Origin of the sequence: Streptomyces sp. NPDC047022, from assembly GCF_040644155.1 — a bacterium.
GTDB lineage: Bacteria > Actinomycetota > Actinomycetes > Streptomycetales > Streptomycetaceae > Streptomyces.
In genome coordinates, this window is the sequence record NZ_JBEYVV010000009.1 from 16,613 (window position 1) to 42,559 (window position 25,947).

Here is a 25,947-nt window from a genome sequence, read left to right on the forward strand (position 1 = left end):
ACGGGACAGTTCACGAGGGCAGTTCATGGGCAGGCGGTCATACGGGAACCGTGCAGTCGAACGCGTGCAGGTAGGGGTTGACCGGACGGACCGAGTTGATGAACAGACCCGCCGCCGTCAGCCGCTCGACCATGCTCTTGGTGGTGTGCTTGGCCCCGCCGACGTTCAGCAGCAGCAACAGGTCCATGGCCGTGCTGAACCGCATGGACGGGGTGTCGTCCACGAGGTTCTCGATGACCACGACCCTCGCCCCGGGGCCGCCGGCGTCGATGACGTTGCGCAGCGTCCGCGCGGTGCTGTCGTCGTCCCACTCCAGGATGTTCTTGATGATGTACACATCGGCCCGGACCGGGATGGCCGCGCGGCAGTCGCCGGGCACGACCTCGGCCCGGTCCGCGAGCGCGCCTCCCGCGCGCAGCCGGGGATCGGCGTGCTCCACCACGCGGGGCAGATCCAGCAGGGTGCCCCGCATCGAGGGGTACTTCTCCAGCAGGCTCGCCACCACATGCCCCTGGCCGCCCCCGATGTCGGCGACGGATGAACTGCCCGACAGGTCGAGGAGCTGGGCGACATCGCGCGCCGACTGCTCGCTGGAGGTGGTCATGGCGCGGTTGAAGACGTCGGCCGATTCCGGGGCGTCCTCGTGCAGGTAGTCGAAGAACTCCTTCCCGTACAGCTCCTCGACGACGTTGTGGTTGGAGCGCACCGCCTCGTCCAGCTTGGGCCAGGCGGCCCAGGTCCAGGGCTCGGTGCACCACAGGGAGATGAAGCGCAGGCTGTTCGGGTCGTCCTCGCGCAGCAGCCGGGACATGTCGGTGTGGGCGAAGGATCCGTCCTTCTGCTCGGCGAAGACGCCGTAGCAGGACAGGGCGCGCAGCAGCCGTCGCAGCGGCCGGGGTTCGATGCCCACGACGGTCGCGAGGTCCTCCACGTACGCCGGTTCGTCGCCGAGCGCGTCGGGTACGCGCAGTCGTGCCGCCGCACGGAGGGCGGCGGCGCACGCCGCCCCGAAGACGAGTTCCCTCAGCCGCATGGACGGCGGTGGGGCGGTGTTCGCGGTCGTCGGCGCGGCGGTGGTTGCGGTCGTCATGTGCCGCATCTCCTGTCTGGTGTTGTCCGGGGCCGGAGCCGTCGCCCGGCCCGTCAGCACAGCCCGGCGGGCTTGGAGACCCGGCAGGTGTTGCCCTGCAAGCTGTTGGTCTTTCCCTTGTCCGCGTTGACGAGGTCCGCCGGTGAGTTGTGCTTCAGCGTGTTGCCGGTGATGCGGTTCCGCTCGCCGGGAACGCCGACCATGCTCTTGAAGAGCACGACACCGCCCGCGTACGGGGAACCGCCCGCGTTGTCGGTGATCACGTTCCGGGTGACCTGGGTGTCCTCGACGCCGCTCAGCACGACTCCGGCGCCCTGGATGGCGGGCAGCCGGCCGGCCGCCGGGCACAGCTTGTTGTTCGCGTGGATGAAGTTGTCGCTCACGGTGAGCGCACCGCCCCGCGGCTTGTTCTCGTCGCCGATGACGAACACCGCCGCGCAGTTCGCGGTGAAGTCGTTGCTCGCGACGGTCAGGTCCCGCACGCGTCGAAGGGTGACGCCGACCCGGTTGTCCTGGAGCCGGTTCCGCGCGATCACCGTGCCCTGGGTGTCCAGGGCCGCCGCCTCGGCGGTGGTGGCGGTGTTGGCGAGGTACAGCCCGGCGTTGCCGCTGCTGCGGGCGGTGTTGTCCAGGAGGGCGCTGTGGGTGGCGTGCTCCTGCCCGATGCCCCACTGCCCGTTCTTGTCGGCGGTCACCTGCCGTACGGTCAGCCCGTCGGTCCACGCCGACCACACCCCGTTCTTGGGGAACCCGGACACGGTCAGCGACTCGATGGTGGTGTCCTCGACCAGGCGGCGGGCCGTGCCCTCGACGCAGATGCCACTGCCGGCCTGCGCACACGCGTTCGATGAGGTCTTGGTGGCCGGTGAGATCACGGTGCCGGCTCCCGTGCCGCGCAGGGTCAGCCCGGACTTCGTGATCCGGACGCTCTCGTGGTACGTACCGGGGGAGAGGAAGATCGTGTCACCGGTCTTCGCGGCGTCCACTGCCTGCTGAATCGATTCCCCCGGACGCACCGTGTGCGCCGCCGGGGCCGCGGCGGTCGCGGCCGCACACCCGACCGCCGACCCGAGGAGTGCCGTGCTGCACACAAGGCGGGCGATGTGGCTTTTCGTCATATTCTTTACGCTATGACCTGATCACCCGCTGAACAGCGGATCGGCCATCCGGCGGCGTGTCCGGGGCCGACGAGCCGCCCGCGGGTCACCCGCGCCCCGCGCGATGTCACCCGTTTGCCCATTTCCCCTGCGAGACGGGCTGCTCGCCAGGCACCGCCCTCGCCGCCCCAACCATACTTATGTACGTGAACTGGGTCATGCGATTGAGGCGTGGGCTCGATCCGGTGGTCGCGTACGTCCGCGCGGCCCCAGGCACCTACGTCTGGCTGACCGTCCTGTTCGTCACCACCATCGCCCTGCACCACATGTCGCCCCACTTCGAGGAGCGCTTTCTGCGGCAGCGTTCCACCAACATCCATGAGCTGTCCGCCGACCCCGTACGGGTGTTCATCACCAGCGCCATGTGGATAGACGGAGGGCGCTGGCTGCCCTACGCCGCGCTCTACACGGTCTTCCACGCCCAGGCGGAGCACTGGCTGGGCACCGTGCGCTGGCTCGCGGTGTGCGTGGCCGCGCATGTGCTGGCGACGCTGGCCAGCGAGGGAGTGCTGCTGCGGGCGATACAGCGGGGCGCGGTGCCCCACTCGGCGGTCAACACGCTGGACGTCGGCGTGAGTTATGCCCTGGCCGGGGCGATCGCGGTGCTCACGTACCGGATCGCCGTCCCCTGGCGCTATGCCTATCTGGCGTTCGTCCTGGTCGTCTATACCCTTCCCCTCGCCTCCGCGCCCACCTTCACCGACTTCGGGCACCTCATCTCGGTGCTGATCGGACTCGCGTGCTACCCGCTGACCCTGGGCCGCGGAAAACCATGGAATCCGAAGGAGACATTGGTGGCCCTCAAGGGCTAACGTCCCGCGCATGAGCAGCGCAGCTAGCAGCGCCGTCAACGGCGGAGTCTCCTTCTGGTACGCCGACGACGGCCTCCCCGCCCAGCGGGAGCCGCTCCCCGGGGACGCGTCCGCCGATGTCGTCATCGTCGGCGGCGGCTACACCGGTCTGTGGACCGCGTACTACCTGAAGAAGGCGGCGCCCTTCCTGCGGATCACCGTGCTGGAGCAGAAGTTCTGCGGCTACGGCGCCTCCGGGCGCAACGGAGGCTGGCTCTACAACGGTGTCGCGGGCCGCGACCGGTACGCCAAGCTGCACGGCCACCAGGCCGCCGTCCGGCTCCAGACGGCGATGAACGAGACCGTCGCCGAGGTCGTACGGGTCACCCAGGACGAGGGCATCAAGGCCGACGTGCACGTCGGCGGTGTCCTGGAGGTCGCCTACACCCCGGCGCAGCTCGCCAGGCTGAAGGCGTTCCACGAGCACGAACTGTCGTACGGCGAGAAGGACCGAGAACTGTACGGCGCCCGGGAGACCGCGCGGCGCGTCCGGGTCGCGGACGTGGTCGGCTCGACCTGGACCCCGCACGGGGCCAGGCTGCACCCGGTCAAACTGGTCAAGGGCCTCGCCGCGGCCGTCGAGGCGCTCGGGGTGACGATCCACGAGCTGACCCCGGTCACCGAGATCCGCCCCAAGCACGCGGTGACGCCGTACGGCACGGTCCGGGCGCCCTACGTCCTGCGCTGCACCGAGGGCTTCACGGCATCGCTGAAGGGCCAGCGGCGCACCTGGCTCCCCATGAACTCGTCCATGATCGTGACCGAGCCGCTGACCGACGAGCAGTGGGCGGGGGTCGGCTGGGAGGGGTGCGAGACGCTGGGCGACATGGCGCACGCGTACATGTACGCGCAGCGCACCGCCGACGGACGGATCGCGCTCGGCGGCCGGGGCGTCCCCTACCGCTTCGGCTCCCGCACCGACAACGACGGCCGCACCCAGCCCGCGACCATCGAGGCCCTCCACGACATCCTGGTCCGCTTCTTCCCGTCGCTGGCGGGGGTGAAGGTGGCCCACGGCTGGTCCGGTGTGCTCGGGGTGCCCCGCGACTGGTGCGCCACGGTCACCCTGGACCGGTCGACGGGCCTCGGCTGGGCGGGCGGCTACGTCGGCTCGGGCGTCGCCACGGCCAACCTCGCCGCCCGCACGCTGCGCGACCTCGTCCAGCAGGACTCCGGCCAGAGCGGCGCGACCGGGCTGAGCACGCTGCCCTGGGTGAACCACCGGGTGCGCAAGTGGGAGCCGGAGCCGCTGCGCTGGCTGGGCGTCCACGGCATGTACGCCACCTACCGCGCCGCGGACCGCCGCGAACGCACGACACACAGCACCGACTCGTCCCGCCTGGCCCAGCTGGCGGACCGGGTGGCGGGCCGCCATTGACGCCTTGGGCTCGGCACCCGGCCCACGGCACACGGGCCACGGGCACCTCCCCGGAGGGGCCACGTCCCGGCCGCCACGGGCCGAGTCGTTTCCGGCTCAGTCGTCTCCTGCCACCCGTACCCCCATCTCCGCCGCCAGCACGGGCGCCAGGTCGAGCAGCTGGGCGTGGCTGATCACCGCGCCCGACAGCCTGCCCGCCCCGCGGCTGATGTCGAGCTCCGCCGCACGGCGCAGATCCACGTCCACCAGCGTCGCCGCCGTGAGGTCCGCGCCCTTCAGGACGCAGTCCACGAACTCGACCCGCTCCAGCCGGGCACCCCCGAAGTCCGGCTCGACCAGGACGCAGTCCTCGAAGACGACGTCCTTGAGCCTGGCCGTGCGCAGATTCAGATAGTCGATCTTGCCGCCCCGCACCACGACCCGCTCCAGCACCGCGCCGTGCAGCTGCACCCCGCCGAGCCTGGCGTCAACCAGCTCCACATCGCGCAGGCTCGCCTCAGCGAGGTCCGTGCCCACCCCCCGTATGCCGGTGAGCACGGAGTCCAGCACACGCGCCTTCTGCAACTGCGTCTCGTCCAGTGCGCAGCCCGTCAGCGCGCAGTCCATGAAGCGGGCGCCCCCGCCGTCCTGCCCGGCGAAGTCCGCGTCCCTGAACTCCAGCCCGTCGTAGTCCCCGTCGGGCGTCAACTCCCCTTCCGCCCATGCCACCAGTTCCGGCAGCCGCACCTCGGGCCGCCGCGCCGCCTTCACCGCCCGGTTGTTCCGATCGTTCCGCGCCATGTCCCCATGCTGCACCTCACCACTGACAACGACCCCGGCGGACCCGTCCGGCATCCGGGTCGGGCACCGCGCGCCGGTTGCCATGGTTCCGCCATGGCGCCCTCCTCCGCCCTGCGATGCACGGCACCAGAGCCCGCTCCCCGATCCGGCCCGATCCGAACGAAAGACCCTAACCGCCGATGATTCCCCGGAAGGCCTCGATCCTGTGGCGGCGCATGGTCAGGAACGCGAGCCAGGAGCCGTCCGCGAAGTGAAGGCGGAAGCGGGCCATCAGCTGGAGGCGCGGGCGGCGCTCGACGCGGACGGCCCAGGTGCGGGGGATCTCCCAGACGGGGGTGCCGTTCAAGTGGTGCACGAGCCCGACGCGCTGGTCGGTGACGCGCATCAGCAGCGCGCCCGAGGTGCGCGGCATGCCCGACGCGACGCTGCCGGGCCCACCGGACTCGGCGCCGATGCTGCGCACCATCTCCTGGCCGAGATCTCCGCCGAGATAGCCCATCTTGAGGCTCTTGGCGCCCTTGGCCGGCACCACGATGCCGTAGGCGAGGAGTTGTTCGCCGGGCGCCAACTGGCTCAGAGCGGACTGCTGCTGACGGGACATCTGTTCGGGCATGGGCATGACCCTATGGCAGGTGCGCATCCGTCCGGCACATGGGCCCCTCGTCCCGGCGCACCTACCGGACCCTCGGAAAACGGGACTGGAGCGTCCAGATCGCCGGGTTCTCACCGAGATCCTCATGCAGATCCACGAGGTCGGCGATCAGATCGTGCAGAAAGTCACGGGACTCACGGCGCAGTTCGGTGTGGGAGAAGGACAGCGGCGGCTCGCTCGCGGGCAGCCACTCCCCCTCGATGTCCACCCAGCCGAAACGGCGCTCGAAGAGCATGCGGTCGGTGGACTCGGTGAAGTCCAGTTCCGCGTGCTGCGGCCGGGCGGCGCGGCTGCCGAGCGGGTCGCGGTCGAGGTGCTCCACGATGTCGCACAGCGCCCACGCGAAGTCGAGCACGGGCACCCATCCCCAGGCTGTGGACAACTCCCGGTCCGCCTTGGTGTCGGCGAGGTAGACGTCCCCGCAGAACAGGTCGTGCCGCAGCGCGTGGACGTCCGCGCGGCGGTAGTCGGTCTGCGGGGGGTCGGGGAAGCGGTTGGAGAGGGCGTAGCCGATGTCGAGCACGGGGCGATGGTGTCACGCCCCGGCCGTACCCACCCTCGTGGGCCGCCCCATAAGATCGCGGTCGTGTCCCGATCCGTACGCCTTGTCCCGGCCCTTGCCCCGCTGCTCACGCTGGCCCTCGCACTCACCGCGTGCGGCGGCGGTGTGCACGGCACCCCCGGCAGCTCCGGCGTGCGCGACCCCTACTTCCCGAAGCTCGGCAACGGCGGATACGACGTCACCCACTACGACCTCACCCTCGCCTACGACCCGGACCGCCACCACCTCACCGGCACCGCCGTGATCACGGCCCGCGCGACCCAGGACCTCTCCGCGTTCGACCTGGACCTCGAGGGGCTGGACGTCTCCGACGTCATGGTCGAGGGACGCACCGCCCGCTGGAACCGCGCCGGTCAGGAGCTGACCGTGCGCCCGGCCCGGGACCTCGCCAAGGGCGCGACGTTCAGTACGACGGTGCGCTATTCGGGCACGCCGGAGACGATCACCGATCCGGACGGCTCGAAGGAGGGCTGGCTGAGAACGGAGGACGGAGCGCTGGCGCTCGGGGAGCCGGCCGGGTCCATGGCGTGGTTCCCCGGCAACCACCACCCTTCCGACAAGGCGGCGTACGACCTCGCGATCACCGTCCCCAAGGGCCTCGAGGCCATCTCCAACGGGGAGCTGACGCATCAGTCGACCGGGGGCGGCCGGACCACGTACACCTGGCACACGGCCGAGCCGATGGCGAGCTACCTCGCCGTGCTCGCGATCGGCCCGTACCAGGTCACCAGCTCCACCCTGAAGACCGGCCTGCATGTCTACACCGCCGTCGACCCGGACCAGGCGGAGGCCGGCCGCACGGCGCTGGCGAAGCTGCCGGAGGTCCTGGACTGGGAACAGCGGAAGTTCGGCCCGTACCCCTTCTCCTCCGCCGGCGCGATCGTCAACCGGCCCCACGACTCCGGCTACGCCCTGGAGACACAGACCCGCCCGGTCTTCCCCGGCGCCCCCGACACCCTGACCATGGTCCACGAGCTGGCCCACGAGTGGTACGGCGACTCCGTCACCCCGAAGAGCTGGCGGGACATGTGGCTCAACGAGGGCTTCGCGACCTACGCGGAGTGGCTGTGGGAGGAGGACCACGGAGGCGACACGGCCCAGCAGACCTTCGACGCGCTCTACAAGGGCGACTACTACGACGATCCCGACCAGAGCAAGGCGGTCTGGGCGTTCCCGCCCGCGAAGCCGCCGAACGCCGAGCAGATCTCCGCCAACCCCGTGTACGCACGTGGCGCGATGGTCCTGCACAAGATCCGCCAGACCATCGGCGATCGTGCCTTCTTCGCCTTCATCCAGGCCTGGGCGGCCGACCATCGCCACGGCAACGCGGACACCGCCGACTTCACGGCTTACGTCGAGAAGAAGGAACCGGGCCACGACTTCAGCGAGATATGGCGCGACTGGCTGTACGGGGACGGCAGACCGGCCCACGAGTAGTCCCGTGGCCTGCGGCACGGTGGCGGCATGTCGGCCGGTGGCGCGCTCTGGGCCACCGACACCTGCCGCAAAGGCCCTAGCCGAGCGCTTTGCGCAGCACCGTGCAGGGGCGGCCCTTCTGGAGGTCGGGGCGGCGGGCGATCGGTTCGTAGCCGAGTGCCGTCCAGAAGGCGAGGCCCCGGGTGTTGTCGTCCAGTACCGCCAGGCGTACGGCTGTGCGGCCCGCGGTGCGGAAGCGGTCCTCGACCAGGGCGGCAAACCGGTGGCCGTATCCCTGGCGTTGCAGGCCCGCGTCCACCATCAGCAGGCCGATCCAGGGGTCCGGGTCGGCCGGGTCGGGGTGATGGGCCAGGGTGATCGCCACCCCCACGAGGCGTCCCCCGCTGCGGGCGAGCAGGACTTCCGTGTCCGGGTGCGCCAGTTCCCCGGCCAGGGCGGTCGCCACCTGCTCCGTACCGATGCCGTCCGGGTCCGGGAAGTCGCCGCTGAGGGCGTGGAAGTCACGGTTGGAGACGTAGAGCGCGGTGAGTTCGGTGAGCAGCGGACCGGGGATGTCGTGGTCGGTGGAGAGCGGGAGCGGGGCGAGGATCACGGGCCTCAACGTATCGCGGCCGGAGCCCTGAGCAGTGAGGATGCCCGGGCACAGGGCCGCCGAGCCCGCGCCCTCAGCGTCGGCAGAAGGGAAGCGCGGCGTAGCCGTGGGCGGGATCGAACACCGTGGCGAGCGGCAGAACTCCGCCGGGTACGGCGAGGGGGGTCGGCTTCCGAACGATCCGACCCCCTGTGCGCCGCGTGTCCTGCCCGTTCGCCGGATCAGGCGCTGTCCGCGGGACTGCGTCAGACGTTGACGCCGAAGTCCTGGGCGATGCCGACCAGGCCCGAGGCGTAGCCCTGGCCCACCGCGCGGAACTTCCACTCGGCGCCGTTGCGGTACAGCTCGCCGAAGACCATGGCCGTCTCGGTGGCCGCGTCCTCCGACAGGTCGTAGCGGGCGATCTCCGCGCCACCGGCCTGGTTGACGATGCGGATGTAGGCGTTGCGGACCTGGCCGAAGTTCTGCGAGCGGCTCTCGGCGTCGTAGATGGACACCGGGAAGACGATCTTGTCGATGTCGGCCGGGAGCGCGGCCAGGTTGACGTTGATCGCCTCGTCGTCGCCCGCGCCCTCGCCCGTGCGGTTGTCACCGGTGTGGACGATCGCGCTGTCCGGCGTCTGCTTGTTGTTGAAGAAGACGAAGTGCTGGTCGGAGTAGACCTTGCCCTGGGTGTTGACCGCGATCGCGGACGCGTCGAGGTCGAAGTCCGTGCCGGTGGTGGTGCGGACGTCCCAGCCGAGGCCCACGGTGACGGCGGTCAGGCCCGGAGCTTCCTTGGTGAGCGAGACGTTGCCGCCCTTGGACAGGCTTACAGCCATTGTCGGGAGTCCCTTCCCTTGTTCGCGTACACGGTGCGATTCCTGTGCGCTCCGTACGGCACGAAGCTACAGCCACCCGTATGAACGCCAAGAGGGGTGTCGTTGGTTCCCTGCCTCTTTACGTTCTTTACCCGTCCTCGGCGGCGGCCCCGCGGCGGTGATATTCGGGTGACGCGGGGCGGACGGGCGCGCGACCATGGAGGCATGTCCGGTCCTTACGTCATTCGCGGCTCCGTCTCGCTTCCCGAGGCCGAGCTCCTGTGGCGTTTCTCCAGGTCGTCAGGGCCGGGCGGGCAGCACGTCAACACCAGCGACACCCAGGTCGAGTTGCGGTTCGACCTGGCGCGGACCGAGGCGCTGCCCCCGGTGTGGAAGCAGCGGGCTCTGGAGCGCCTGGCGGCACGGCTGACCGACGGGGTGGTCACCGTGCGGGCCTCCGAGCACCGGTCGCAGTGGCGCAACCGTGAGGCCGCCGCGGTGCGCCTCGCCGCACTGCTGGCCAAGGCGACCGCGCCGCCGCCCAGGCCGCGCAAGCCGACCCGCATCCCCCGGGGGCTCAACGAGCGCAGGCTGCGCGAGAAGAAGCAGCGGTCGGAAACGAAGCGGAACCGGTCCGGGCGGGACTGGGGTTAGTCTCCCGGCCGCCGGTTCGGTGGATGCCCGCCGGGACGCTGCCTGATCGGGTGTATTTCCCTGAATTGGCATCGGTGACACTTTGCCCGCCCTGCGTGAGACGCGAAGGAGAGGGACAGTCAATTCCTTCCGGCCTTCAGGAATTTCTCGCGGCACTAGGGTCTTTCGTTTGGATCAGGCCGGATCAGGGCGCGGTGCCAGGGCCCGCGAGCCCGGCCTGATCCAAACGAGAGGCCCTAGCTCAGATGCCGGTACCGCCCCCGGAAGTACATCAGTGGTCCGCCTTCCGCGCTCGGCACCCCGGCCTTGAGCACCCTGCCGATGACCAGAGTGTGATCTCCGGCCGGCACCCGCTGTTCCGTGCGGCACTCCAGGGTCGCCAGTGCGCCGCCGACCAGCGGGGCGCCGGAGACCTCGCCGTGGCTGTGCGCGATGTCCTCGAACAGGAGCCGGTCGCTGATGCGCCCCTTCATCGCGAACCGGCCCGCGATGTGCCGCTGGCTCTCCGCGAGCACGGAGACGGCCCACAGGGGCTGCTCGGCGAGCAGGTCGTCCATGCGGGAGCCCTCGCGCAGGCTGACCAGCACCAGGGGTGGGTCCAGGGACACCGACAGGAAGGCGGTCGCCGTCATGCCCACGTCCTCGCCCTGCGGCCCCTCGGGATCCAGCGCGGGCTCGTGCACGGTCACCAGGACCACGCCGGCCGCCAGCCGGGACATGGCGGCGCGGAACTCGTCGTTGCTCACACCCTCAGCATGCCCGGAGGCGGGCGAGGCGGCCGGTATGGGCGGGGCGGAGGAAGTCTTCAGCACGTCAGGAACGCTAGTCGGCGCCCCTGGGCCCGCACATCGGCCCCGCGCCCGAACCGGGGCCTAGGACCAGCGGCGGAGGCCGTACGGGATCCCGAGGGGTCCCAGGTGGCGCCCGGGAGGCACCACACGGGCACCCGGGGCACCCCCGGAGGTACTTCGTCCGGTAGTTCGCCGTAAGCTCAACGCACCCCGGCCGGGGCCCGGTTGGCGCGTAAGATCGAGGAGCGCGTAAGCGGTCGTAAGTGATCGTGGGCGATCATAGGTGATCGGGGGGTGATCGCAGGATCTATGCGGATCCTCAAAATGCATGCGCTAAACGCACAGAGAAATCACGGATTCCCTACTCAATTGTTCACGTTCCGATGTGACTTGAGTCACAGGTGCCTTATTTTGTTGACCCTGTGTACCTAGTGAGCAGCGCGCTGTGATTCAGTGGCGGGGACGCTGCACGACGCTACCCATGGAGTACGCCGAGTAGCGCGCCGGGGGAAACGGGGAGCCGTGGTACGCCGACGCATCCCTGAGTTGCCGCGAGATCTCGAGGGGAGGGCGAATGGAGACCGAGTCGGAGCCGTATGTCCGCCTTGCGACCCTGCGGCAGCTGCACCGGGTCATGGCGGACATGAACACCGCCCGCAGCCTGGCGGACACGCTGCAGAACGTCGCGGACGGCATCGTGAGCGGCCTCGGCTACGAGATGGCGGCCGTCAACCTCGTGCGCCCGGACGGCGACCTCGTCGTCGCCGCCCTCGCCGGGAACTCCGCGGCCGAGGCGCTCATCACCGGCCGAGTCGGCTCCCGCCTCTCCTGGGAACGCCGGCTGAGCATGGGCGAGACCTGGGGCGATCTGCGGTTCATACCGCACACCGAGGGCTGGGTCCTCGACGACGACGATGTGCCGCAGTGGCACACCGACGGCCCGGAGCCCCGCTTCGAGGACGAGTGGCACCCCGCCGACCGCCTTTTCGCGCCCATGTACACACCGGGTGTCCAGGGCGGGCCCGGCGAGCTCATCGGCGTCATCTCCGTGGACCGGCCGCGCAACGGGCGGCTGCCCGGCGCCTGGGGCCGCGAGGCGCTCCAGATGTACGCGTTCCAGGCGGCCATCGCCATCAGCAACGCCCGGCTGCGGGCCAACATGCAGCGGGCCCTGGTCCGGCTGGAGCGCGAGCAGCAGGCCCTGCGCGCCAGTGAGGAATCCTTCCGGCAGGCCTTCGAGTACGCCCCCTCCGGCATGGCCATCGCCGAGATGGGCGGCGACCAGCACGGACGGATCCTGCGCACCAACGACGCGCTGTGCCGCCTGCTGGGCCGCCCCTCCTCCGCGATGCGCCGCTACTCGTTCTCCGACCTCGTCCACCCCGAGGACATCGGCACGCTCCTGCGCACCTCCGCCGAGGGCGGGCGGGCGGAACTGAGGCTCGGGCGCAGGGACGGCACGTACGTCTGGGTGTCCCTGCGCAACTCCGTCGTCGCCGACGCCGCCGACGGGCCCCGCTTTCTGCTCACCCACGTCGAGGACATCGAGGACCGCAAGCGCCGCGAGCTCCAGCTCGCCCACCGCGCCTCCCATGACTCGCTCACCGGCCTGCCCAACTCGGCCGAACTGCGCTCCCGCCTGTCCGCCCGCATCTGCCAGCGCCCGCACTCCCTGCCGCCGGGCGCGGCGGACTCCATGGACTCCTACGGGGGATACGGAGGATTCGAGACCGGCCACCCGGCGGCTCTCGACCTTGCCGGTCACGGTTTCGACTTCCACTCGGGCCCGGAGCCGTACGACACCTTCGACCACCATGTGCACACCGCCACTCCCGACGACGTCACCGACGACGGCACCAAGGGGCTCGCGGTGCTCTTCTGCGACCTCGACGGCTTCAAGTCGATCAACGACCGCTTCGGGCACAACGCGGGCGACGCGGTCCTGATCGAGGTCGCCGGGCGGCTCACCCGGGGGGTGCGGGACGGGGACACCGTCGCCCGGCTCGGCGGTGACGAGTTCGTCGTGCTCGCCGACGGGCTCGCCAAGGCCGACGCCCAGGACCTCGCGGTCCGCCTGCGCAACGAGATCATCCAGCCGATCCGCCTCGACGGGCGCGCCATGCGGGTGGGCGCCAGCTTCGGCATCAGCTGGGCGCACTGCGGTATGACCGCGGACGAGGTGCTGAAGTCCGCCGACGAGCGGATGTACGTAGAGAAACGATCTCGTCCCAAACAGCATCGGCGCGCGGGATAGCGGCAGGTCAACCGTCAGGTCAATGTATAGGTGATGGGGAGAACGCCTGTTTGGACCTCCAGGAGCGGGTAGGCTCGCCATTCAGCCATGTACGTATCTTGACCCGCACCTGCTGAGGAGACCTAGGGATGACGCCCGGCGACAACGGCGCGAGCACGCCCGAGGACGACGACCCGTTCGGCTACCTCTACGCCGACGGTCAGGCCAACGGCGCCCAGCCGCCCACCGGCGGCTACGGCTACCCGGGCTCCGTCAACAGAGTGCGCGCGGTGGGCCAGCGCCAGTACGGCCAGCAGCAGGTCCAGGGCCAGCCGGGGACCCAGACGGCCGCCTACGGCCAGGTGCCCCAGCAGCAAGCGCCCTACGGCCAGGCGTACGGCCAGCCGAACGCGCACTACGCCGCGCCCGAGACCATGCCCGGCGGCGGTGCCCCGACCCGCCAGACCCCGGGCGCGGGCCAGGACGGCCCCGGCCGCCGTGGACCCAACACCAAGGGGCTGCTGATCGGCGCCGTCGCGGTGGTCGCCGCGGTCGTGATCGGCATCAGCATCGCGATGATCAACGGCGGCTCCGGCGACAGCAAGGGCCACGACAAGGCGGGTCCCGGCCCGACGAGCGTGCAGAGCAGCTCCCCGAGCCAGTCGGCGAGCAGTGGCGCCACTCCCGCGGGTCTGCCGAAGATCGACGCGAAGGCGTTGCGCATCGAGGGCGGTGCCACTTTGGCCTCGGACGTGAAGGGGGCCAACGCGGACGGCGGGATCTACGTGGCCGGCTTCAATCAGGTCGGCGCCAAGGTCACCTGGACGATCAGCAACATCGAGACCGGGGGCACGTACCGGCTGAATGTGCGCTACGGCATCCCCGGCGTGGACGCCAACGCGACGCTGGTGGTCGACGGGAAGGCCAACTCCCAGCCGCTGAAAATGAACAACTTCGCCCGCTCTCCGCAGGGCGATTGGGAGAAGGGCTGGCAGACCACCTGGGCCAACGTCCAGCTGACCAAGGGCACGAACACCATCCAGCTCGTGTGCAACCCGGGCAATCAATGCAATGCGAACATCGACCAGTTGTACCTTCAGAACGGCTGAGTCCGGCCGCATATCTCGTTGATCACTGACGGGGGATCAACCAAACTGGACTGCGACCACCGAATGACCAAAACGGGAGCAGTTCACACATGAAGAAACGTCTCTTAGGGGTAGTCGGAGCAGCGGCCTTGCTGACAGCCCTGCCACTCACCGCGCAGCCGGCCTCCGCCTCGTCCACCTGTGCGACGGGGGCAGTTTGCGAGTGGAACGGATCGAACTTCGGGGGAGCGAAGTACGTCCTCAACCGTCCGACGCCCGGGTGCTACCCGTTCGGCGGTCGCACGGTCTCCAACCAGAGCACGCACCGCATCACGCTGTACAGGCAGCCGTCCTGCCTCGGCGACCACTTCGACCTCAAGCCGGGGCACTACACCTCGAACGCGCCCTGGCCTGTTGCGGCTGTCGGGGTCTGGGGCCCATGACCTGAGCGGGTCGAACAACGTGCAGCGGGTCGTGGCGACGAGAACCGGCCATGACCCGCTTGCCGTTCACGCCGCGCTGGCCTCGCCCGTCACCGCCACGCTCCCCAGCAGCTCCTCGTAGTCCTTCCGGTCGAACTCGCCCGCCACCGGCGCCAGTACGGTCGCCGCGGACAGGGCGGCGGCGCGGGCCAGGCGGTCCGGCCACGGGAGTTGTTCCACGAGGCCCGACAGAAGGCCCGCCACCACCGAGTCGCCGGCGCCGGTCGGGTTCCCGCGCATCCGTGCCGGGGGCGTGGTGCGCCAGCGGCCCTCCGCGGTGACCGCGAGGAGGCCTTGCGCACCCAGGGAGGCGACCACCGCGTGGGCGCCGCGCCGCCGGGCGTCCCGGGTGGCCCGCAACGGCTCGTGGGAGCCGGTGAGTTCGGCCAGTTCCTCGGCGTTCGGCTTGACGATGTCGGGGCGGGCGGCGACTCCACGGCGCAGCGGCTCCCCGCTCGTGTCGAGCAGCACGGGAACGTCCATCGCGTGTGCGGTGCGCACGAGTTGGGCATACGCGCCCACCGGGACCCCCGGGGGCAGGCTGCCGCACAGGGCGACCGCCGAGGCCGAGGACAGCAGATCCCCGTACAACGAAACGAAGGCCGACCACTCGGCGGGTGCTATCACCGGGCCCGGCTCGTTGAGCTGCGTGGTGTCGCCGGTCGTGCCGTCCACGACCGCGATGGTGCGCCGGGTGGCGCCCTCGACCGGGACCAGCGCGTCCACCAGGCCGGGTGTGCCCGCGAGCTGCTCCCGCAGACAGCGGCCCGTCGCCCCGCCCGCGAAACCCGTCGCCGTCACCTCATGGCCGAGCGCGGCGAGCACCCGGGCCACGTTCAGCCCCTTGCCGCCGGGCCGTTCGGTCACCTCGGACACCCGGTGCGAGGCGCCCGGCCTCAGGGCCGGAACACGGTAGGTCATGTCGAGAGCGGTGTTCAGCGTGACCGTCAGGATCACCCGGGACCTCCCTCGAAAGTGTGCGGAGGCCCGATCATGCCAAACGGAACGGTGGTCGGCCCAGTCCCCCGGACCGACCGCTGTATGTCAGGCCTTATGCAAGAACGTACGCCAGGCCACACACCAACAAGTGGATGAATCAGTCCAGTTGTGGAGCAACAACCCATTCGCCGCGCCGCATCACGCCCTTGAGGGCGAAGTCGGCGTCCAGCAGGACCAGGTCGGCGTCCTTGCCGGGCTCCAGGGAGCCCACCCGGTCGTAGACACCCAGCAGCTTCGCCGGATTGGCCGAGATGGCGGTGACGACGTCCCGCACGGGCAGCCGGTCGACGGTGACCGCACGCCGGAAAGCGCGGTCCAGGGTCAGCGTCGAGCCGGCGATCGAACCGCCCTCCACCAGGCGCGCCACGCCGTCGGTCACCTCCACCTCCAGCGGGCCGAGCATGTACCGCCCGTCGCCGGTGCCCGCCGCGTCCATCGCGTCCGTGATGAGCGCGACCCGCCCGGCGCCCGCGTGATGGAACGCCAACTGGAGTGCGGCCGGGTGCAGATGGGTTCCGTCGTCGATCAGTTCGACCGTGACCCGCTCGTCCTCCAGCAGGGCGGCGATGGGGCCGGGCGCGCGATGAGCGAGCTGTGGCATCGCGTTGAAGAGGTGGGTGGCGACCGTGGCGCCCGCTTCGATGGCGGCGGCCGTCTGCTCGTACGTCGCGTCCGTGTGCCCGATCGCCGCGATCACGCCGTGGTCGGCGAGCAGGCGCACCGAGTCGGTGCCGCCGGGCAGTTCGGCGGCGAGCGTGACCATCCGGGCCTGGCCGCGTGCCGCGTCGATCAGCTTGCGGACCTCCGCGGGATCCGGGTCGCGCAGCAGTTCCTCGGAGTGGGCGCCCTTGCGGCACGGTGAGATGAAGGGCCCCTCGAAGTGGACGCCGGCGATGTCGCCCTGCTCGGCCAGCTCGGACAGCAGTCCGGCCTGCCGGGCCAGGACGTCCATGTCGTCGGTGACGGTCGAGGCGACGAGGGTGGTGGTGCCGTGCAGACGGTGGGTGCGTACGGCGGTCAGGGCGGCCTCGGCCGTGCCGGAGAAGGACGCGCCGCCGCCGCCGTGGTTGTGGAGGTCGACGAAGCCGGGGACCAGCCAGTGGCCCCGTACATCGAAGGTCTCCGCATCCGGGGCGCGGGCGCCCGCTGAACGGGGCGTGCCGGAGTCCTTGGGCGAGGGCGCGGCGATCCGTGTGCCCTCCACGACGACGCTGCCGCCGTCCACGATCCCGGTGGGCAGCACCACCCGGGCACCGGCGAGAACCTTGCTGGGGGCCATCAGGTGGTTACCTCCGAGGTGTCGGTGGTGCCGGGGTCGGTGGTGCCGGGTTCGGCGGAGTGGTGGTCGATGGTGTCGCGGTCGGTTCCGGTGGATTCGAGGAGGTCCCAGGCGAGGAGTCCCGCGCCCAGGCATCCGGCGGTGTCACCCAGCGCCGCGGGCACGATCTCGGGCGGCTTCTGGAAGGTCAGCCGCCGCCGGACGGCGTCCCGCAGCGGTGTGAACAAGGTTTCCCCGGCCTCGGCGAGCCCGCCACCGATGATCAGCGCCCGCGGGTCCAGCAGGGTGAGCGCGGTGACCAGTCCGTCGGCCAGTGCGTCCACGGCCTCCTGCCAGACCCGTACGGCGTCCGGGTCGCCCGCTGCCACGGCCTTCGCGCAGTCCGCCGCGTCCGCGCCCGGGCTACCGGACGCCTCGGCCCATGCCTCGCTCACCGCCGCCGCGGAGGCGTACCGCTCCAGACAGCCGCGCTGACCGCACGGACACGGCGCCCCGCCCGGCCGCACGACGACATGGCCGATCTCGCCCGCGGTGCCGTGCGCCCCGGCCTCCACGCGGCCCTCGATGCCGATGGCGCCCGCGATACCGGTGCCCAGGGGCACGAACAGGAACCGGTCCGTTCCCCGGCCCGCGCCGACGCGGCCCTCGGCGAGCCCTCCGGTGCGCACATCGTGCCCCAGTGCGACGGGCGCGCCGTCGAGGCGGCGGCTGAGCAGGTCGCGCAGGGGCACGTCACGCCAGCCGAGGTTGGCCGAGTAGGCGGCGATACCGCGCTCGGCGTCGACCACGCCGGGGACGGCGACCCCGGCGGCGGCCGCGCCCTCTCCGAGGTGCCGTTCGCCGTGGGCGCGCAGTTCGGCGGCGAAGCCGAGGACCGACTCCACCACGGCGTCGGGACCGCGCTCGCGCCCGGTGGCCCGGCGCGCCTGGTGCAGCAGCTCGCCCCCGGCCCCTACCAGGGCGGCCTTCATCCCTGTGCCGCCCACGTCGAGGGCGATGACATGTTTCACGGAGACAGTGTGAAGCCTGGACCTGGAAGAGGTCTAGTCCACTTCCGTGGTGTAGACCTTATGTCGATGTTGAACTCGGCGAGACGGCAAGGTTGGTCGCAGGCGGTGCAGCGGTGCAGGACACGTCGGACGGTATGGCGGGACGGTCTCATCGCGGGGGTGTCCGCACTGGGAATGACGGGAGCCCTGGCCGGCTGCGGAGGCCCGGGCTCCGCCTCCGGTGATGTGACCCTGCGGCTGGTGGCCGCGGACTACGGGGACTCCCCGGCCAACAGCTCCAAGAAGTACTGGGACCAGGTGGTCCAGGGGTTCGAGGCAGGGCACCCGGGGATCAAGGTCGATGTCAGCGTCTACTCCTGGAAGGACGTCGACCGCGAGGTCAAGGAGATGGTCGCCGCGGGCCGGGCACCGGACATGGCGCAGATCGGGGCGTACGCGGACTACGCGGCGGCGGGGAAGCTCTACGAGGCCGGTGACGTGCTCTCCATCCCCGCGCAGGCGGACTTCGCCGGGAAGCTGAGCGACGCGGGGGAAGTGAACAACGTGCAGTACGGCATGCCGTTCGCGGCGTCCACGCGGCTGCTCTTCTACAACAAGACGCTGTTCTCCCGGGCGGCCATCAAGCCGCCGACGACCTGGAGCGAGCTGGCATCGGACGCGCAGGCGCTGAAGGCCAAGGGCGTGAAGTTCCCGTTCGCGCTGCCGCTGGGTCCCGAGGAGGCGCAGGCGGAGACGATGCAGTGGCTGCTCGCCGGAGACCGCGGCGGCAGCGGCGGCGGCAGCTACGGCTATCTCGACGGCTCCGGCTCGTACGACATCGACTCCACGCGGAACGTGGCCACCTTCACCTGGCTGAAGGACGACCTGGTGGCAAAGGGGCTGACGGGTCCGGTGGCACCGGCGCGGCTGAACCGCGCCGACGCCTTCGCCGCCTTCACCCGGGGCGAGGTCGGCATGCTGAACGGGCACCCCTCGCTCATGAAGACGGCGAAGGCGAAGGGCGTGGACTTCGGCATGGTGCCGCTGCCCGGCGAGAACGGCCCGGCGAAGTCCACGATGGGCGTGACCGACTGGATGATGGCGTTCAGGCGGGGCGGCCACAAGGAACAGATCCGCGACTTCCTCGACTACGCGTACAGCGAGAAGAACGTGCTCGCGTTCTCGCGCGAGTACGACCTGCTGCCGGTGACGGACTCGGCCCAGCAGACGATGTCGGGATCCTCCCAGGACGCGGATCTCCGGCCGTTCCTCCAGGAACTGCCGGCCTCGGAGCTGTACCCGGTGGGCAAGAGGTCGTGGGCGGGCGTGAGCGCCGAGATCAAGAAGCGGATCGGCCAGGCCGTCAGCCCCGACGCCGGCCCGGGGGCGGTCCTGGGCCAGTTGCAGCGGGCGGCCGTGACGGCGGACAACACCGCGGGGCAGTGAGGGACGCCTGAAGGCAGGGGCCGGCCCGGGCGGCCGGTGTCGGTCCCCCGGGCTACCGTGCCCCCATGGAAGAACTCACGCCTCGTGAAGAGGCCGTCCTCGCTCTGGAGGGGCGCAGTTTTCCCGGTCCGGGTGTCAAGGAGCGGGCGATACGTGAGCAGCTCGGCCTCGCCCCCGTCCGGTACTACCAGCTGCTCAACGCCCTCCTCGACGATCCGAGAGCCCTCGCGCACGCCCCGGTCACCGTCAACCGGCTGCGGCGCGTCCGCGACTCCCGCCGCGCCGAGCGCTGAGAGCCGAGCGCGCGCGGCAGGGGTAGGCCCGCCCTCCCGTGGATAGGGTCGTCGTATGGGCAGCCATACGGAACCCGAATCCATGGACTCCTTGCCGACGCCCGCCACAGCGGCCGGGCGTGACGGTCTCGACGCCATCCTCGCGCGGCCCGGTCGGGCCGTCCTCGCCTTCGACTTCGACGGGACGCTCGCCCCGATCGTCCCCGACCCCGACCAGGCCCGCGCCCACCCCGACACGGTCCCCGCCCTCGCCGCGATCGCCCCGCGGGTCGCCTCCGTCGCGGTCGTCACCGGCCGCCCCGCCGGTGTGGCCGTCCGCCACGGCGGCTTCGCGGGCGTGGCCGGGCTGGAGCATCTCGTGGTCCTCGGCCACTACGGCGCCGAACGCTGGAACGCCCGCTCCGGCACCGTCGACGCCCCCGCCCCGCACCCCGGGGTCGCCGCCGTCCGCGCCGAGCTCCCCGGCCTCCTCGACCGGATCGGCTCCTGGAAGGGGACATGGATCGAGGAGAAGGGGCGCTCCGTCGCCGTACACACCCGCCGCGCCGACGACCCGGAGGCCGCCTTCGAGGCCCTGCGCGAACCCCTCGCCGGCCTGGCGACCCGGCACGGTCTGATCGTCGAACCGGGCCGCCTGGTGCTGGAGCTTCGCCCGCCGGGCATGGACAAGGGTGTCGCCCTGATTGAGTACGTCCGTGAGACCGGCGCCGGAGCCGTCCTGTACGCGGGCGACGACCTCGGCGACCTCCCCGCCTTCGCCGCGGTCGAGGAACTGCGCTCCGACGGTGTACCCGGGCTTCTCGTCTGCAGCGGCAGCGAGGAGGTCACGGAGCTGGCCAAGAGGGCGGATCTGGTCGTGGACGGCCCGGAGGGAGTGGTGCGGCTCCTGAAGGCGCTGGCGCGCCGGGTCGCCGGCGCACCCCGGTGACCGGCCAAGCGTCACCCGGGCGGACAGCCGGAGGTCATGCCCCCAGCGCGTCCAGCTGATCCAGGAACCAGCGGGCCGGGGGAAGCGCCGTGGCCTGCGCGGCCAGCCGCTTCGTACGCTCCGCGCGCTCCTCCGGCCCCATCGACAGCGCCTCGTGCAGCGCCGCCGCCGTGCCCCCGATGTCGTACGGGTTCACGGCGACGGCGTCCTCGCCCAGCTCCTCGAACGCCCCCGCCTCCCGGGACAGCACCAGCGCGCAGCCCTCGTCGGAGACCACCGGCACCTCCTTGGCGACCAGGTTCATCCCGTCCCGGATGGGGTTGACCAGGGCCACGTCGGCCAGCCGGTACGCGGCCAGCGAGCGCGCGAAGTCGTCCTTCACATGCAGCACGACCGGGGTCCACTCCGGCGTGCCGAAGCGGGAGTTGACCTCCTGCGCCACCCGCTGGACCTCCGCCGTGTAGTCGCGGTAGACGGCCAGATCCTGGCGGGAGGGGTAGGCGAAGGCGATGTGGCAGACGCGCTCGCGCCACTCGGGACGCGTATCGAGCAGTTCCTCGTACGCCAGCAGGCCCCGCACGATGTTCTTCGACAGTTCCGTGCGGTCCACCCGCACGATCGTCCTGCGGGCGGTGCCGTCCGGGGCGGAGCCCACCTGTTCGCGCAGCATCGCCATCCGCTCGTCCACGTCCGGCTGGTGCGCCCGCCGCCGCAGGAAGTCGGCGTCCGCTCCGAGCCCATGGACACCGATGCGCGTGCCCGAGGGGATTCCGGGGCCGAGGACGGCATGGCAGCAGTCCGTGAACGCGTCCGCCCAGCGCCGGGTGAGGAACGCCGCCCGGTCCGCTCCCAGGATCCCGCCGAGCACCTGCGCCGCGATGTCGTCGGGCAGCAGACGGAAGTACTCCGGGGGCGCCCATGGCGTGTGCGAGAAATGGCCGATCCGCAGGTCGGGGCGGAGCTCGCGGAGCATCCTGGGCGCCAGGGCGAGGTGGTAGTCCTGGATCAGGACCGCCGCACCCTGCGCCGCCTCCTCGGCCAGGGCCTGCGCGAAGGCGTGGTTGTAGGCCTCGTACGACGCCCACTGGCGGCGGAACTCCGCGTCGAACACCGGCTCGAGCGGAGTCTGGTACAGCATGTGGTGCACGAACCACAGCACGGAGTTGGCGACGCCGTTGTACGCGTCGGAGAACACCGTCGCGTCGATGTCCAGCATCCGCACCCGCTGCCCGCCGGTCGCGTCCTCGGACAGGCGACGGCCGCCGTGCGAGCGCCGTACCGCCTCCCGGTCTGCGTCGCTCAGCGCGGCGCACACCCACACCGCGTCCGCGTCAGGACCGATGGCCGACAGGCCCGAGACCAGCCCGCCGCCGCCCCGTTTGGCATGCAGCACGCCACCCTCGCGCACCTCGTACGAAACCGGGCCGCGATTGGACGCGACCAGCACCTCAGCACCGTGCGTGGAAGCCATAGACCTCAACCTAGCCCGGCCCGGAAACGCTCAAACGTTCTGCGCTGACGAGTGGCCGATCAGGCCACCCTGCGCGCCGCGTACTCCGCTGTCTCCGCCATGGGCGGCCTCTCCTCCGTGTCCACGGAGTACGTCCGCGGCTCGAATCCCTCCTCGCCGCGCTCGAACTGGGTGAGGGCGGGCCGGACCAGATGGCCGCGGGCCAGACGCAACTGCGCGGTGCGGTAGATCGCGGCGGCCATGCGGCCCAGCGCCTGGCTGTCCTGGTGCCGGTGCTTGCGCACGCCGACGTCGACCTGTGCCAGGGCGTCCAGACCCACCAGGTGCAGGGCGTCGACCAGCATGCCGAGCTCGACGCCGTAGCCGACCGGGAAGGGCAGCCGTTCCAGCAGGGAGCGGCGGGCCGCGTACTCGCCGCCGAGCGGCTGGACGAAACCGGCCAGCCGGGGCCAGTGCATGTTGAGCAGCGGCCGGGCCATCAGCTCCGTGACGCGCCCGCCCTGGCCGGCCGTGTCGCCCATCGGCCGGTCGTACATCGCCTTCACCAGGTCCACGCCCGGGTCGGTGAGCAGCGGGCCCACGATCCCGGACACGAAGTCGGACGAGAACTCCCTGAGGTCCGCGTCGATGAAGCACACGATGTCGCCGCCGGTGACGAGCAGAGACCGCCACAGCACCTCTCCCTTGCCGGGGACGGCCGGGATGCGGGGCAGGATGTCGTCGCGGCGGACGACCCTGGCCCCCGCGGCCGCGGCGACCTCGGCGGTGCGGTCGGTCGACCCCGAGTCGACCACGACGAGCTCGTCGACCAGCGGGGCTCGCTCCACGAGGTCGCGGCGTATGACGGTGACGATGTCGCCGACCGTCCGCTCCTCGTTCAGCGCGGGCAGCACGACAGAGACCGACTGCCCCGTCCGCTGCTTGGCGGCGAGGATCCTGGCGAGGGGGCGATCGGCCACGGACCAGGAGCGGGTGGCCAGCCAGCGCTCGACTTCTTCCAGCACGGTCTGCGGCACAGTCAGCGGCTCCTCACGTTGTCTCGCGGTTCGGACGACTATCTCAACCGTCCTGGCCTTCGGTTACAGTCTTGAACAACGCCGATGACCATCGCATATCCGGGGTCGCCGGCGTCCACAACCGCATACCGCTCATCCAGAGGGGCAGAGGGACACGGCCCGATGAAGCCCCGGCAACCCTCCAGCCGGTTTCTCGTCTTTGCAGCTCGCAGCGAGGCTCCCGGCTAGGGAAGGTGCCAAATCCGTCTCACGGCGAGGTGCGTCGTGAGGAAGATGAGGAGAGAGGGCCTCGCCTGACATGGCTGCGCAGACTGTTGCAAGCTTCACGAACTCCGTCGATCTCGGTCCCGCCGCGGCACTTTCCTGTCGCGAGTGCGGCCACCGGGTGCCGCTCGGCCCGGTCTTCGCGTGCGAGGAGTGCTTCGGGCCGCTGGAGATCGCGTACGACTTCTCGGGCTACGACGCCGAGGAGCTGCGCAAGCGGATCGAGGCGGGTCCCGCGAACATCTGGCGCTACGCGCCGCTGCTGCCCGTCCCTGCGGACGTCGCCGGCAAGCCGAACCTGAACCCGGGCTGGACCGAGCTCGTCAAGGCCGACAATCTCGCGCGCGAGCTCGGAGTGACCGGCGGGCTGTGGGTGAAGGACGACTCCGGCAACCCGACGCACTCCTTCAAGGACCGCGTGGTCGCCCAGGCCCTGGAGGCGGCGCGCGCCTTCGGCTTCACCACGCTCTCCTGCTCCTCCACCGGCAATCTCGCGGGCGCGGTCGGCGCGGCGGCGGCCCGCGCCGGCTTCCGCTCCTGCGTCTTCATCCCGCACGACCTGGAGCAGGGCAAGGTCGTCATGGCCGCGGTCTACGGCGGTGAGCTCGTCGGCATCGAAGGCAACTACGACGACGTGAACCGCTTCTGCTCCGAGCTGATCGGCGACCCGGCGGGCGAGGGCTGGGGCTTCGTCAACGTCAACCTCCGCCCGTACTACGCGGAGGGGTCCAAGACCCTGGCGTACGAGATCGCCGAGCAGCTCGGCTGGCGGCTGCCCGACCAGATCGTGGTCCCCATCGCCTCCGGTTCGCAGCTGACGAAGATCGACAAGGGTCTGCGGGAGCTGGTCGCGCTCGGTCTCGTCGAGGACAAGCCGTACAAGATCTTCGGTGCGCAGGCCGAGGGCTGCTCGCCGGTGTCGGCCGCGTTCAAGGCGGGGCATGACGTGGTGAGGCCGCAGAAGCCGGACACCATCGCCAAGTCGCTGGCGATCGGGAACCCGGCGGACGGCCCCTATGTCCTCGACATCGCCCGCCGTACCGGTGGCGCGGTGGAGGATGTGACGGACGCGCAGATCGTGGACGCCATCAAGCTGCTCGCCCGCACCGAGGGCATCTTCGCGGAGACGGCCGGCGGTGTGACGGTCGGCGTGACCCGCAAGCTGATCGAGAACGGTGTGCTCGACCCGGCGAAGTCGACGGTCGTGCTGAACACCGGTGACGGTCTCAAGACCCTGGACGCGGTGGCGGGCACGGGGCTGACCGCCACGATCCGCCCGAACCTCGACTCCTTCCGCGAGGCCGGGCTCGCCTGAGCCGTCCGCTCGCCCACCCCCCGCCAGCCGTACCCCGACCGGAGGCCACACCCCATGAGCGTCACCGTCCGCATCCCCACCATCCTGCGCACCTACACCGGCGGCCAGGCCGAGGTGCCCGCCGAGGGCGCCACCCTCGCCGAGGTCATCGCCGATCTGGAGAAGAACCACACCGGGATCGCCGCCCGCGTCCTGGACGATCAGGGCAAGCTGCGCCGTTTCGTCAACGTGTACGTCAACGACGACGACGTCCGCTTCGAGCAGGGCCTGGAGACCGCCACTCCGGACGGCGTGGGCGTCTCCATCATCCCGGCGGTCGCGGGCGGCTGACGGCGGCGATCGAAGACCGCTCATCCGCGGGAAAATTACCCTCGGTAACGCAGGTAACGGAGAGTTCACCGAATTGCCTCCTCCGCTTGAGAAGTGGAGGGGGCAATTCTGTGTGGTTGAGCGCGATACAGTTGGGGTACCACGCGGGGTTTTCCCTATCGAACACCCTGGCGTCATGCCTTCTCCCCGCCAAGAAGTAGCCAAAGTGTGCGGGATATTTGCGCCGATCACCCCTTTTGCCGGGTCCGACTTGCCCTGAATTTACGTGCATTGTTCGTACATTTCCGATCGGTCGTGCCCGGAATTCTCGTCCGATTGACCTGTTGCAGACGGCAGTTGGACAGATACATTCAGCCGCGGTCGACGCGTTCCGGCGCACGCCCCCAACCGTTTGGGGGGTGAGGTCTGACCCGGATCCGCGAAGTGTGGATCTGTGCAAGGGCCAGTAATAGGGGAGTTAGGCATGGCTCAGGGCACCGTCAAGTGGTTCAACGCGGAGAAGGGGTACGGCTTCATCGCGGTCGACGGTGGTGCGGATGTTTTCGTCCACTACAGCGCGATCCAGATGGACGGTTACCGCACCCTCGAAGAGGGCCAGCGGGTCGAGTTCGAGATCTCGCAGGGTCAGAAGGGGCCGCAGGCGGACATGGTCCGTCTGGCCGGTTGAGTTGCGCGCCGACGACTGAACTGTTCGACGTGTCGAGGGGCTCGTATCCCATAGGGGTGCGAGCCCCTCGGTCTGCCCCGGAGCCTGTGCGGGCGCGTCCGGGGGCCCGTGCGGGCCTGTTCCGGAACCCGTCCGGGGCGGGGTGTCCACGGGCGGTTCGTCAGGGGCGCATCGTCAGGCCCACCTGCGGATCATGCTCCTTTGTTCACCACGCGATCCGCGGTAGCCGCTTGCACTCGGCAGGGGCGAGTGCTAATCATTGGCGTTAGCACTCTGAAGGTGAGAGTGACAAAGAAGGACCGGGTCGGTGAGGCCGTTGGACCGGGTGGGGCAGGGAACCTCCGGCCGGGGCCGTCCGTCGCGGGCGCGGGCGCGGTCCGAAGGAATCACCCCCAGTCCTGGA

26 protein-coding genes and 1 riboswitch are annotated in these 25,947 nt (G+C 70.6%); of the genes, 13 read left to right on the top strand and 13 right to left on the bottom strand.

Features of this window, described 5'->3' with window-relative positions; translation table 11 throughout:
• Positions 1-37: 37 nt before the first annotated feature.
• Positions 38-1,090: a methyltransferase gene (locus ABZ845_RS12455; RefSeq protein ID WP_360977011.1), complete on the bottom strand. Its 1,053-nt coding sequence runs from the start codon at positions 1,088-1,090 to the stop codon at positions 38-40.
• Positions 1,091-1,143: 53 nt separating this feature from the next.
• Positions 1,144-2,208, bottom strand: coding sequence for a right-handed parallel beta-helix repeat-containing protein (locus tag ABZ845_RS12460; RefSeq protein ID WP_360977014.1), 1,065 nt, complete (start codon positions 2,206-2,208; stop codon positions 1,144-1,146).
• A gap of 197 nt (positions 2,209-2,405) precedes the next feature.
• On the opposite strand from ABZ845_RS12460, the gene ABZ845_RS12465 reads away from it, so the two are divergent.
• Both ABZ845_RS12465 and ABZ845_RS12470 read left to right on the top strand, forming a co-directional pair.
• Positions 2,406-3,059 carry a rhomboid-like protein gene (locus ABZ845_RS12465; protein ID WP_360977017.1) on the top strand — a complete coding sequence of 218 codons (654 nt, stop codon included), beginning with the start codon at positions 2,406-2,408 and terminating at the stop codon, positions 3,057-3,059.
• Positions 3,060-3,069: 10 nt separating this feature from the next.
• Positions 3,070-4,476, top strand: a complete 1,407-nt coding sequence (locus tag ABZ845_RS12470) for an FAD-dependent oxidoreductase (RefSeq protein WP_360977020.1) — start codon at positions 3,070-3,072, stop codon at positions 4,474-4,476.
• 96 nt (positions 4,477-4,572) lie between these two features.
• Here the strand turns inward: ABZ845_RS12470 and ABZ845_RS12475 are convergent, their stop codons facing one another.
• The 3 genes from ABZ845_RS12475 to ABZ845_RS12485 form a co-directional block, all read right to left on the bottom strand.
• Entirely contained in the window at positions 4,573-5,256 is a 684-nt protein-coding gene (locus ABZ845_RS12475) for a pentapeptide repeat-containing protein (RefSeq protein WP_360977024.1), read from the bottom strand.
• 169 nt (positions 5,257-5,425) lie between these two features.
• A complete protein-coding gene (locus ABZ845_RS12480; protein ID WP_360977027.1) occupies positions 5,426-5,869 on the bottom strand; it encodes a hypothetical protein in 444 nt (147 codons plus the stop codon).
• A gap of 61 nt (positions 5,870-5,930) precedes the next feature.
• Positions 5,931-6,431, bottom strand: a complete 501-nt coding sequence (locus ABZ845_RS12485) for a hypothetical protein (RefSeq protein ID WP_360977030.1) — start codon at positions 6,429-6,431, stop codon at positions 5,931-5,933.
• 63 nt (positions 6,432-6,494) lie between these two features.
• Between ABZ845_RS12485 and ABZ845_RS12490 the strand changes: the two genes are divergently transcribed.
• Positions 6,495-7,907 (top strand): M1 family metallopeptidase, encoded by a 1,413-nt coding sequence (locus ABZ845_RS12490; RefSeq protein ID WP_360977033.1) that lies wholly within the window; start codon positions 6,495-6,497, stop codon positions 7,905-7,907.
• Between the two features lie 76 nt (positions 7,908-7,983).
• Here the strand turns inward: ABZ845_RS12490 and ABZ845_RS12495 are convergent, their stop codons facing one another.
• Positions 7,984-8,499 (bottom strand): GNAT family N-acetyltransferase, encoded by a 516-nt coding sequence (locus ABZ845_RS12495; RefSeq protein ID WP_360977036.1) that lies wholly within the window; start codon positions 8,497-8,499, stop codon positions 7,984-7,986.
• 245 nt (positions 8,500-8,744) lie between these two features.
• Entirely contained in the window at positions 8,745-9,320 is a 576-nt protein-coding gene (locus ABZ845_RS12500) for a TerD family protein (protein ID WP_360977039.1), read from the bottom strand.
• 204 nt (positions 9,321-9,524) lie between these two features.
• Here ABZ845_RS12500 and arfB point away from each other — a divergent pair, with 204 nt between their 5' ends.
• Positions 9,525-9,953: an alternative ribosome rescue aminoacyl-tRNA hydrolase ArfB gene (gene arfB / locus ABZ845_RS12505; RefSeq protein ID WP_360977042.1), complete on the top strand. Its 429-nt coding sequence runs from the start codon at positions 9,525-9,527 to the stop codon at positions 9,951-9,953.
• Positions 9,954-10,189: 236 nt separating this feature from the next.
• Here arfB and ABZ845_RS12510 read toward each other — a convergent pair whose 3' ends face one another.
• The gene (locus ABZ845_RS12510; protein ID WP_360977045.1) at positions 10,190-10,765 is read right to left on the bottom strand and encodes a flavin reductase family protein; all 576 of its coding nucleotides are present in this window, start codon (positions 10,763-10,765) and stop codon (positions 10,190-10,192) included.
• A gap of 553 nt (positions 10,766-11,318) precedes the next feature.
• Here ABZ845_RS12510 and cdgB point away from each other — a divergent pair.
• The 3 genes from cdgB (at position 11,319) to ABZ845_RS12525 (ending at position 14,508) form a co-directional block, all read left to right on the top strand.
• Positions 11,319-12,998 carry a diguanylate cyclase CdgB gene (gene cdgB, locus ABZ845_RS12515; protein ID WP_360977048.1) on the top strand — a complete coding sequence of 560 codons (1,680 nt, stop codon included), beginning with the start codon at positions 11,319-11,321 and terminating at the stop codon, positions 12,996-12,998.
• 128 nt (positions 12,999-13,126) lie between these two features.
• Positions 13,127-14,086: a CBM35 domain-containing protein gene (locus tag ABZ845_RS12520; protein WP_360977051.1), complete on the top strand. Its 960-nt coding sequence runs from the start codon at positions 13,127-13,129 to the stop codon at positions 14,084-14,086.
• 89 nt (positions 14,087-14,175) lie between these two features.
• Positions 14,176-14,508, top strand: coding sequence for a peptidase inhibitor family I36 protein (locus tag ABZ845_RS12525; protein ID WP_360977053.1), 333 nt, complete (start codon positions 14,176-14,178; stop codon positions 14,506-14,508).
• A gap of 66 nt (positions 14,509-14,574) precedes the next feature.
• Here the strand turns inward: ABZ845_RS12525 and ABZ845_RS12530 are convergent, their stop codons facing one another.
• The 3 genes from ABZ845_RS12530 to ABZ845_RS12540 form a co-directional block, all read right to left on the bottom strand.
• Positions 14,575-15,504, bottom strand: coding sequence for a 1-phosphofructokinase family hexose kinase (locus tag ABZ845_RS12530; protein ID WP_360977056.1), 930 nt, complete (start codon positions 15,502-15,504; stop codon positions 14,575-14,577).
• A gap of 139 nt (positions 15,505-15,643) precedes the next feature.
• Positions 15,644-16,825, bottom strand: coding sequence for an N-acetylglucosamine-6-phosphate deacetylase (gene nagA, locus ABZ845_RS12535; protein WP_360977059.1), 1,182 nt, complete (start codon positions 16,823-16,825; stop codon positions 15,644-15,646).
• Positions 16,825-17,835, bottom strand: coding sequence for an ROK family protein (locus tag ABZ845_RS12540; protein ID WP_360977063.1), 1,011 nt, complete (start codon positions 17,833-17,835; stop codon positions 16,825-16,827). The genes nagA and ABZ845_RS12540 overlap by 1 nt, the downstream gene beginning before the upstream one ends.
• Before the next feature lie 174 nt (positions 17,836-18,009).
• Here ABZ845_RS12540 and ABZ845_RS12545 point away from each other — a divergent pair, with 174 nt between their 5' ends.
• From ABZ845_RS12545 to otsB, 3 genes are all read left to right on the top strand, one after another.
• Positions 18,010-19,260, top strand: coding sequence for an extracellular solute-binding protein (locus tag ABZ845_RS12545; RefSeq protein ID WP_360977496.1), 1,251 nt, complete (start codon positions 18,010-18,012; stop codon positions 19,258-19,260).
• 65 nt (positions 19,261-19,325) lie between these two features.
• Positions 19,326-19,553 (top strand): DUF3263 domain-containing protein, encoded by a 228-nt coding sequence (locus ABZ845_RS12550; protein WP_360977066.1) that lies wholly within the window; start codon positions 19,326-19,328, stop codon positions 19,551-19,553.
• Between the two features lie 55 nt (positions 19,554-19,608).
• The gene (otsB, locus tag ABZ845_RS12555; RefSeq protein ID WP_360977069.1) at positions 19,609-20,481 is read left to right on the top strand and encodes a trehalose-phosphatase; all 873 of its coding nucleotides are present in this window, start codon (positions 19,609-19,611) and stop codon (positions 20,479-20,481) included.
• A 34-nt stretch (positions 20,482-20,515) separates the two neighbouring features.
• Here the strand turns inward: otsB and ABZ845_RS12560 are convergent, their stop codons facing one another.
• Both ABZ845_RS12560 and ABZ845_RS12565 read right to left on the bottom strand, forming a co-directional pair.
• Entirely contained in the window at positions 20,516-21,952 is a 1,437-nt protein-coding gene (locus ABZ845_RS12560) for a trehalose-6-phosphate synthase (protein WP_360977071.1), read from the bottom strand.
• A gap of 59 nt (positions 21,953-22,011) precedes the next feature.
• On the bottom strand, positions 22,012-22,956 hold the full coding sequence (locus tag ABZ845_RS12565) for a glucosyl-3-phosphoglycerate synthase (RefSeq protein WP_360977499.1): 945 nt from the start codon (positions 22,954-22,956) through the stop codon (positions 22,012-22,014).
• A 141-nt stretch (positions 22,957-23,097) separates the two neighbouring features.
• A riboswitch (SAM riboswitch) is annotated at positions 23,098-23,248 on the top strand.
• An 18-nt stretch (positions 23,249-23,266) separates the two neighbouring features.
• On the opposite strand from ABZ845_RS12565, the gene thrC reads away from it, so the two are divergent.
• The 3 genes from thrC to ABZ845_RS12580 all read left to right on the top strand — a co-directional run bounded on the left by thrC (position 23,267) and on the right by ABZ845_RS12580 (position 25,544).
• On the top strand, positions 23,267-24,547 hold the full coding sequence (thrC, locus tag ABZ845_RS12570) for a threonine synthase (protein ID WP_360977074.1): 1,281 nt from the start codon (positions 23,267-23,269) through the stop codon (positions 24,545-24,547).
• A gap of 54 nt (positions 24,548-24,601) precedes the next feature.
• Positions 24,602-24,877: a MoaD/ThiS family protein gene (locus ABZ845_RS12575; protein ID WP_360977077.1), complete on the top strand. Its 276-nt coding sequence runs from the start codon at positions 24,602-24,604 to the stop codon at positions 24,875-24,877.
• A gap of 463 nt (positions 24,878-25,340) precedes the next feature.
• A complete protein-coding gene (locus tag ABZ845_RS12580; protein ID WP_009339379.1) occupies positions 25,341-25,544 on the top strand; it encodes a cold-shock protein in 204 nt (67 codons plus the stop codon).
• Positions 25,545-25,947 lie beyond the last annotated feature (403 nt).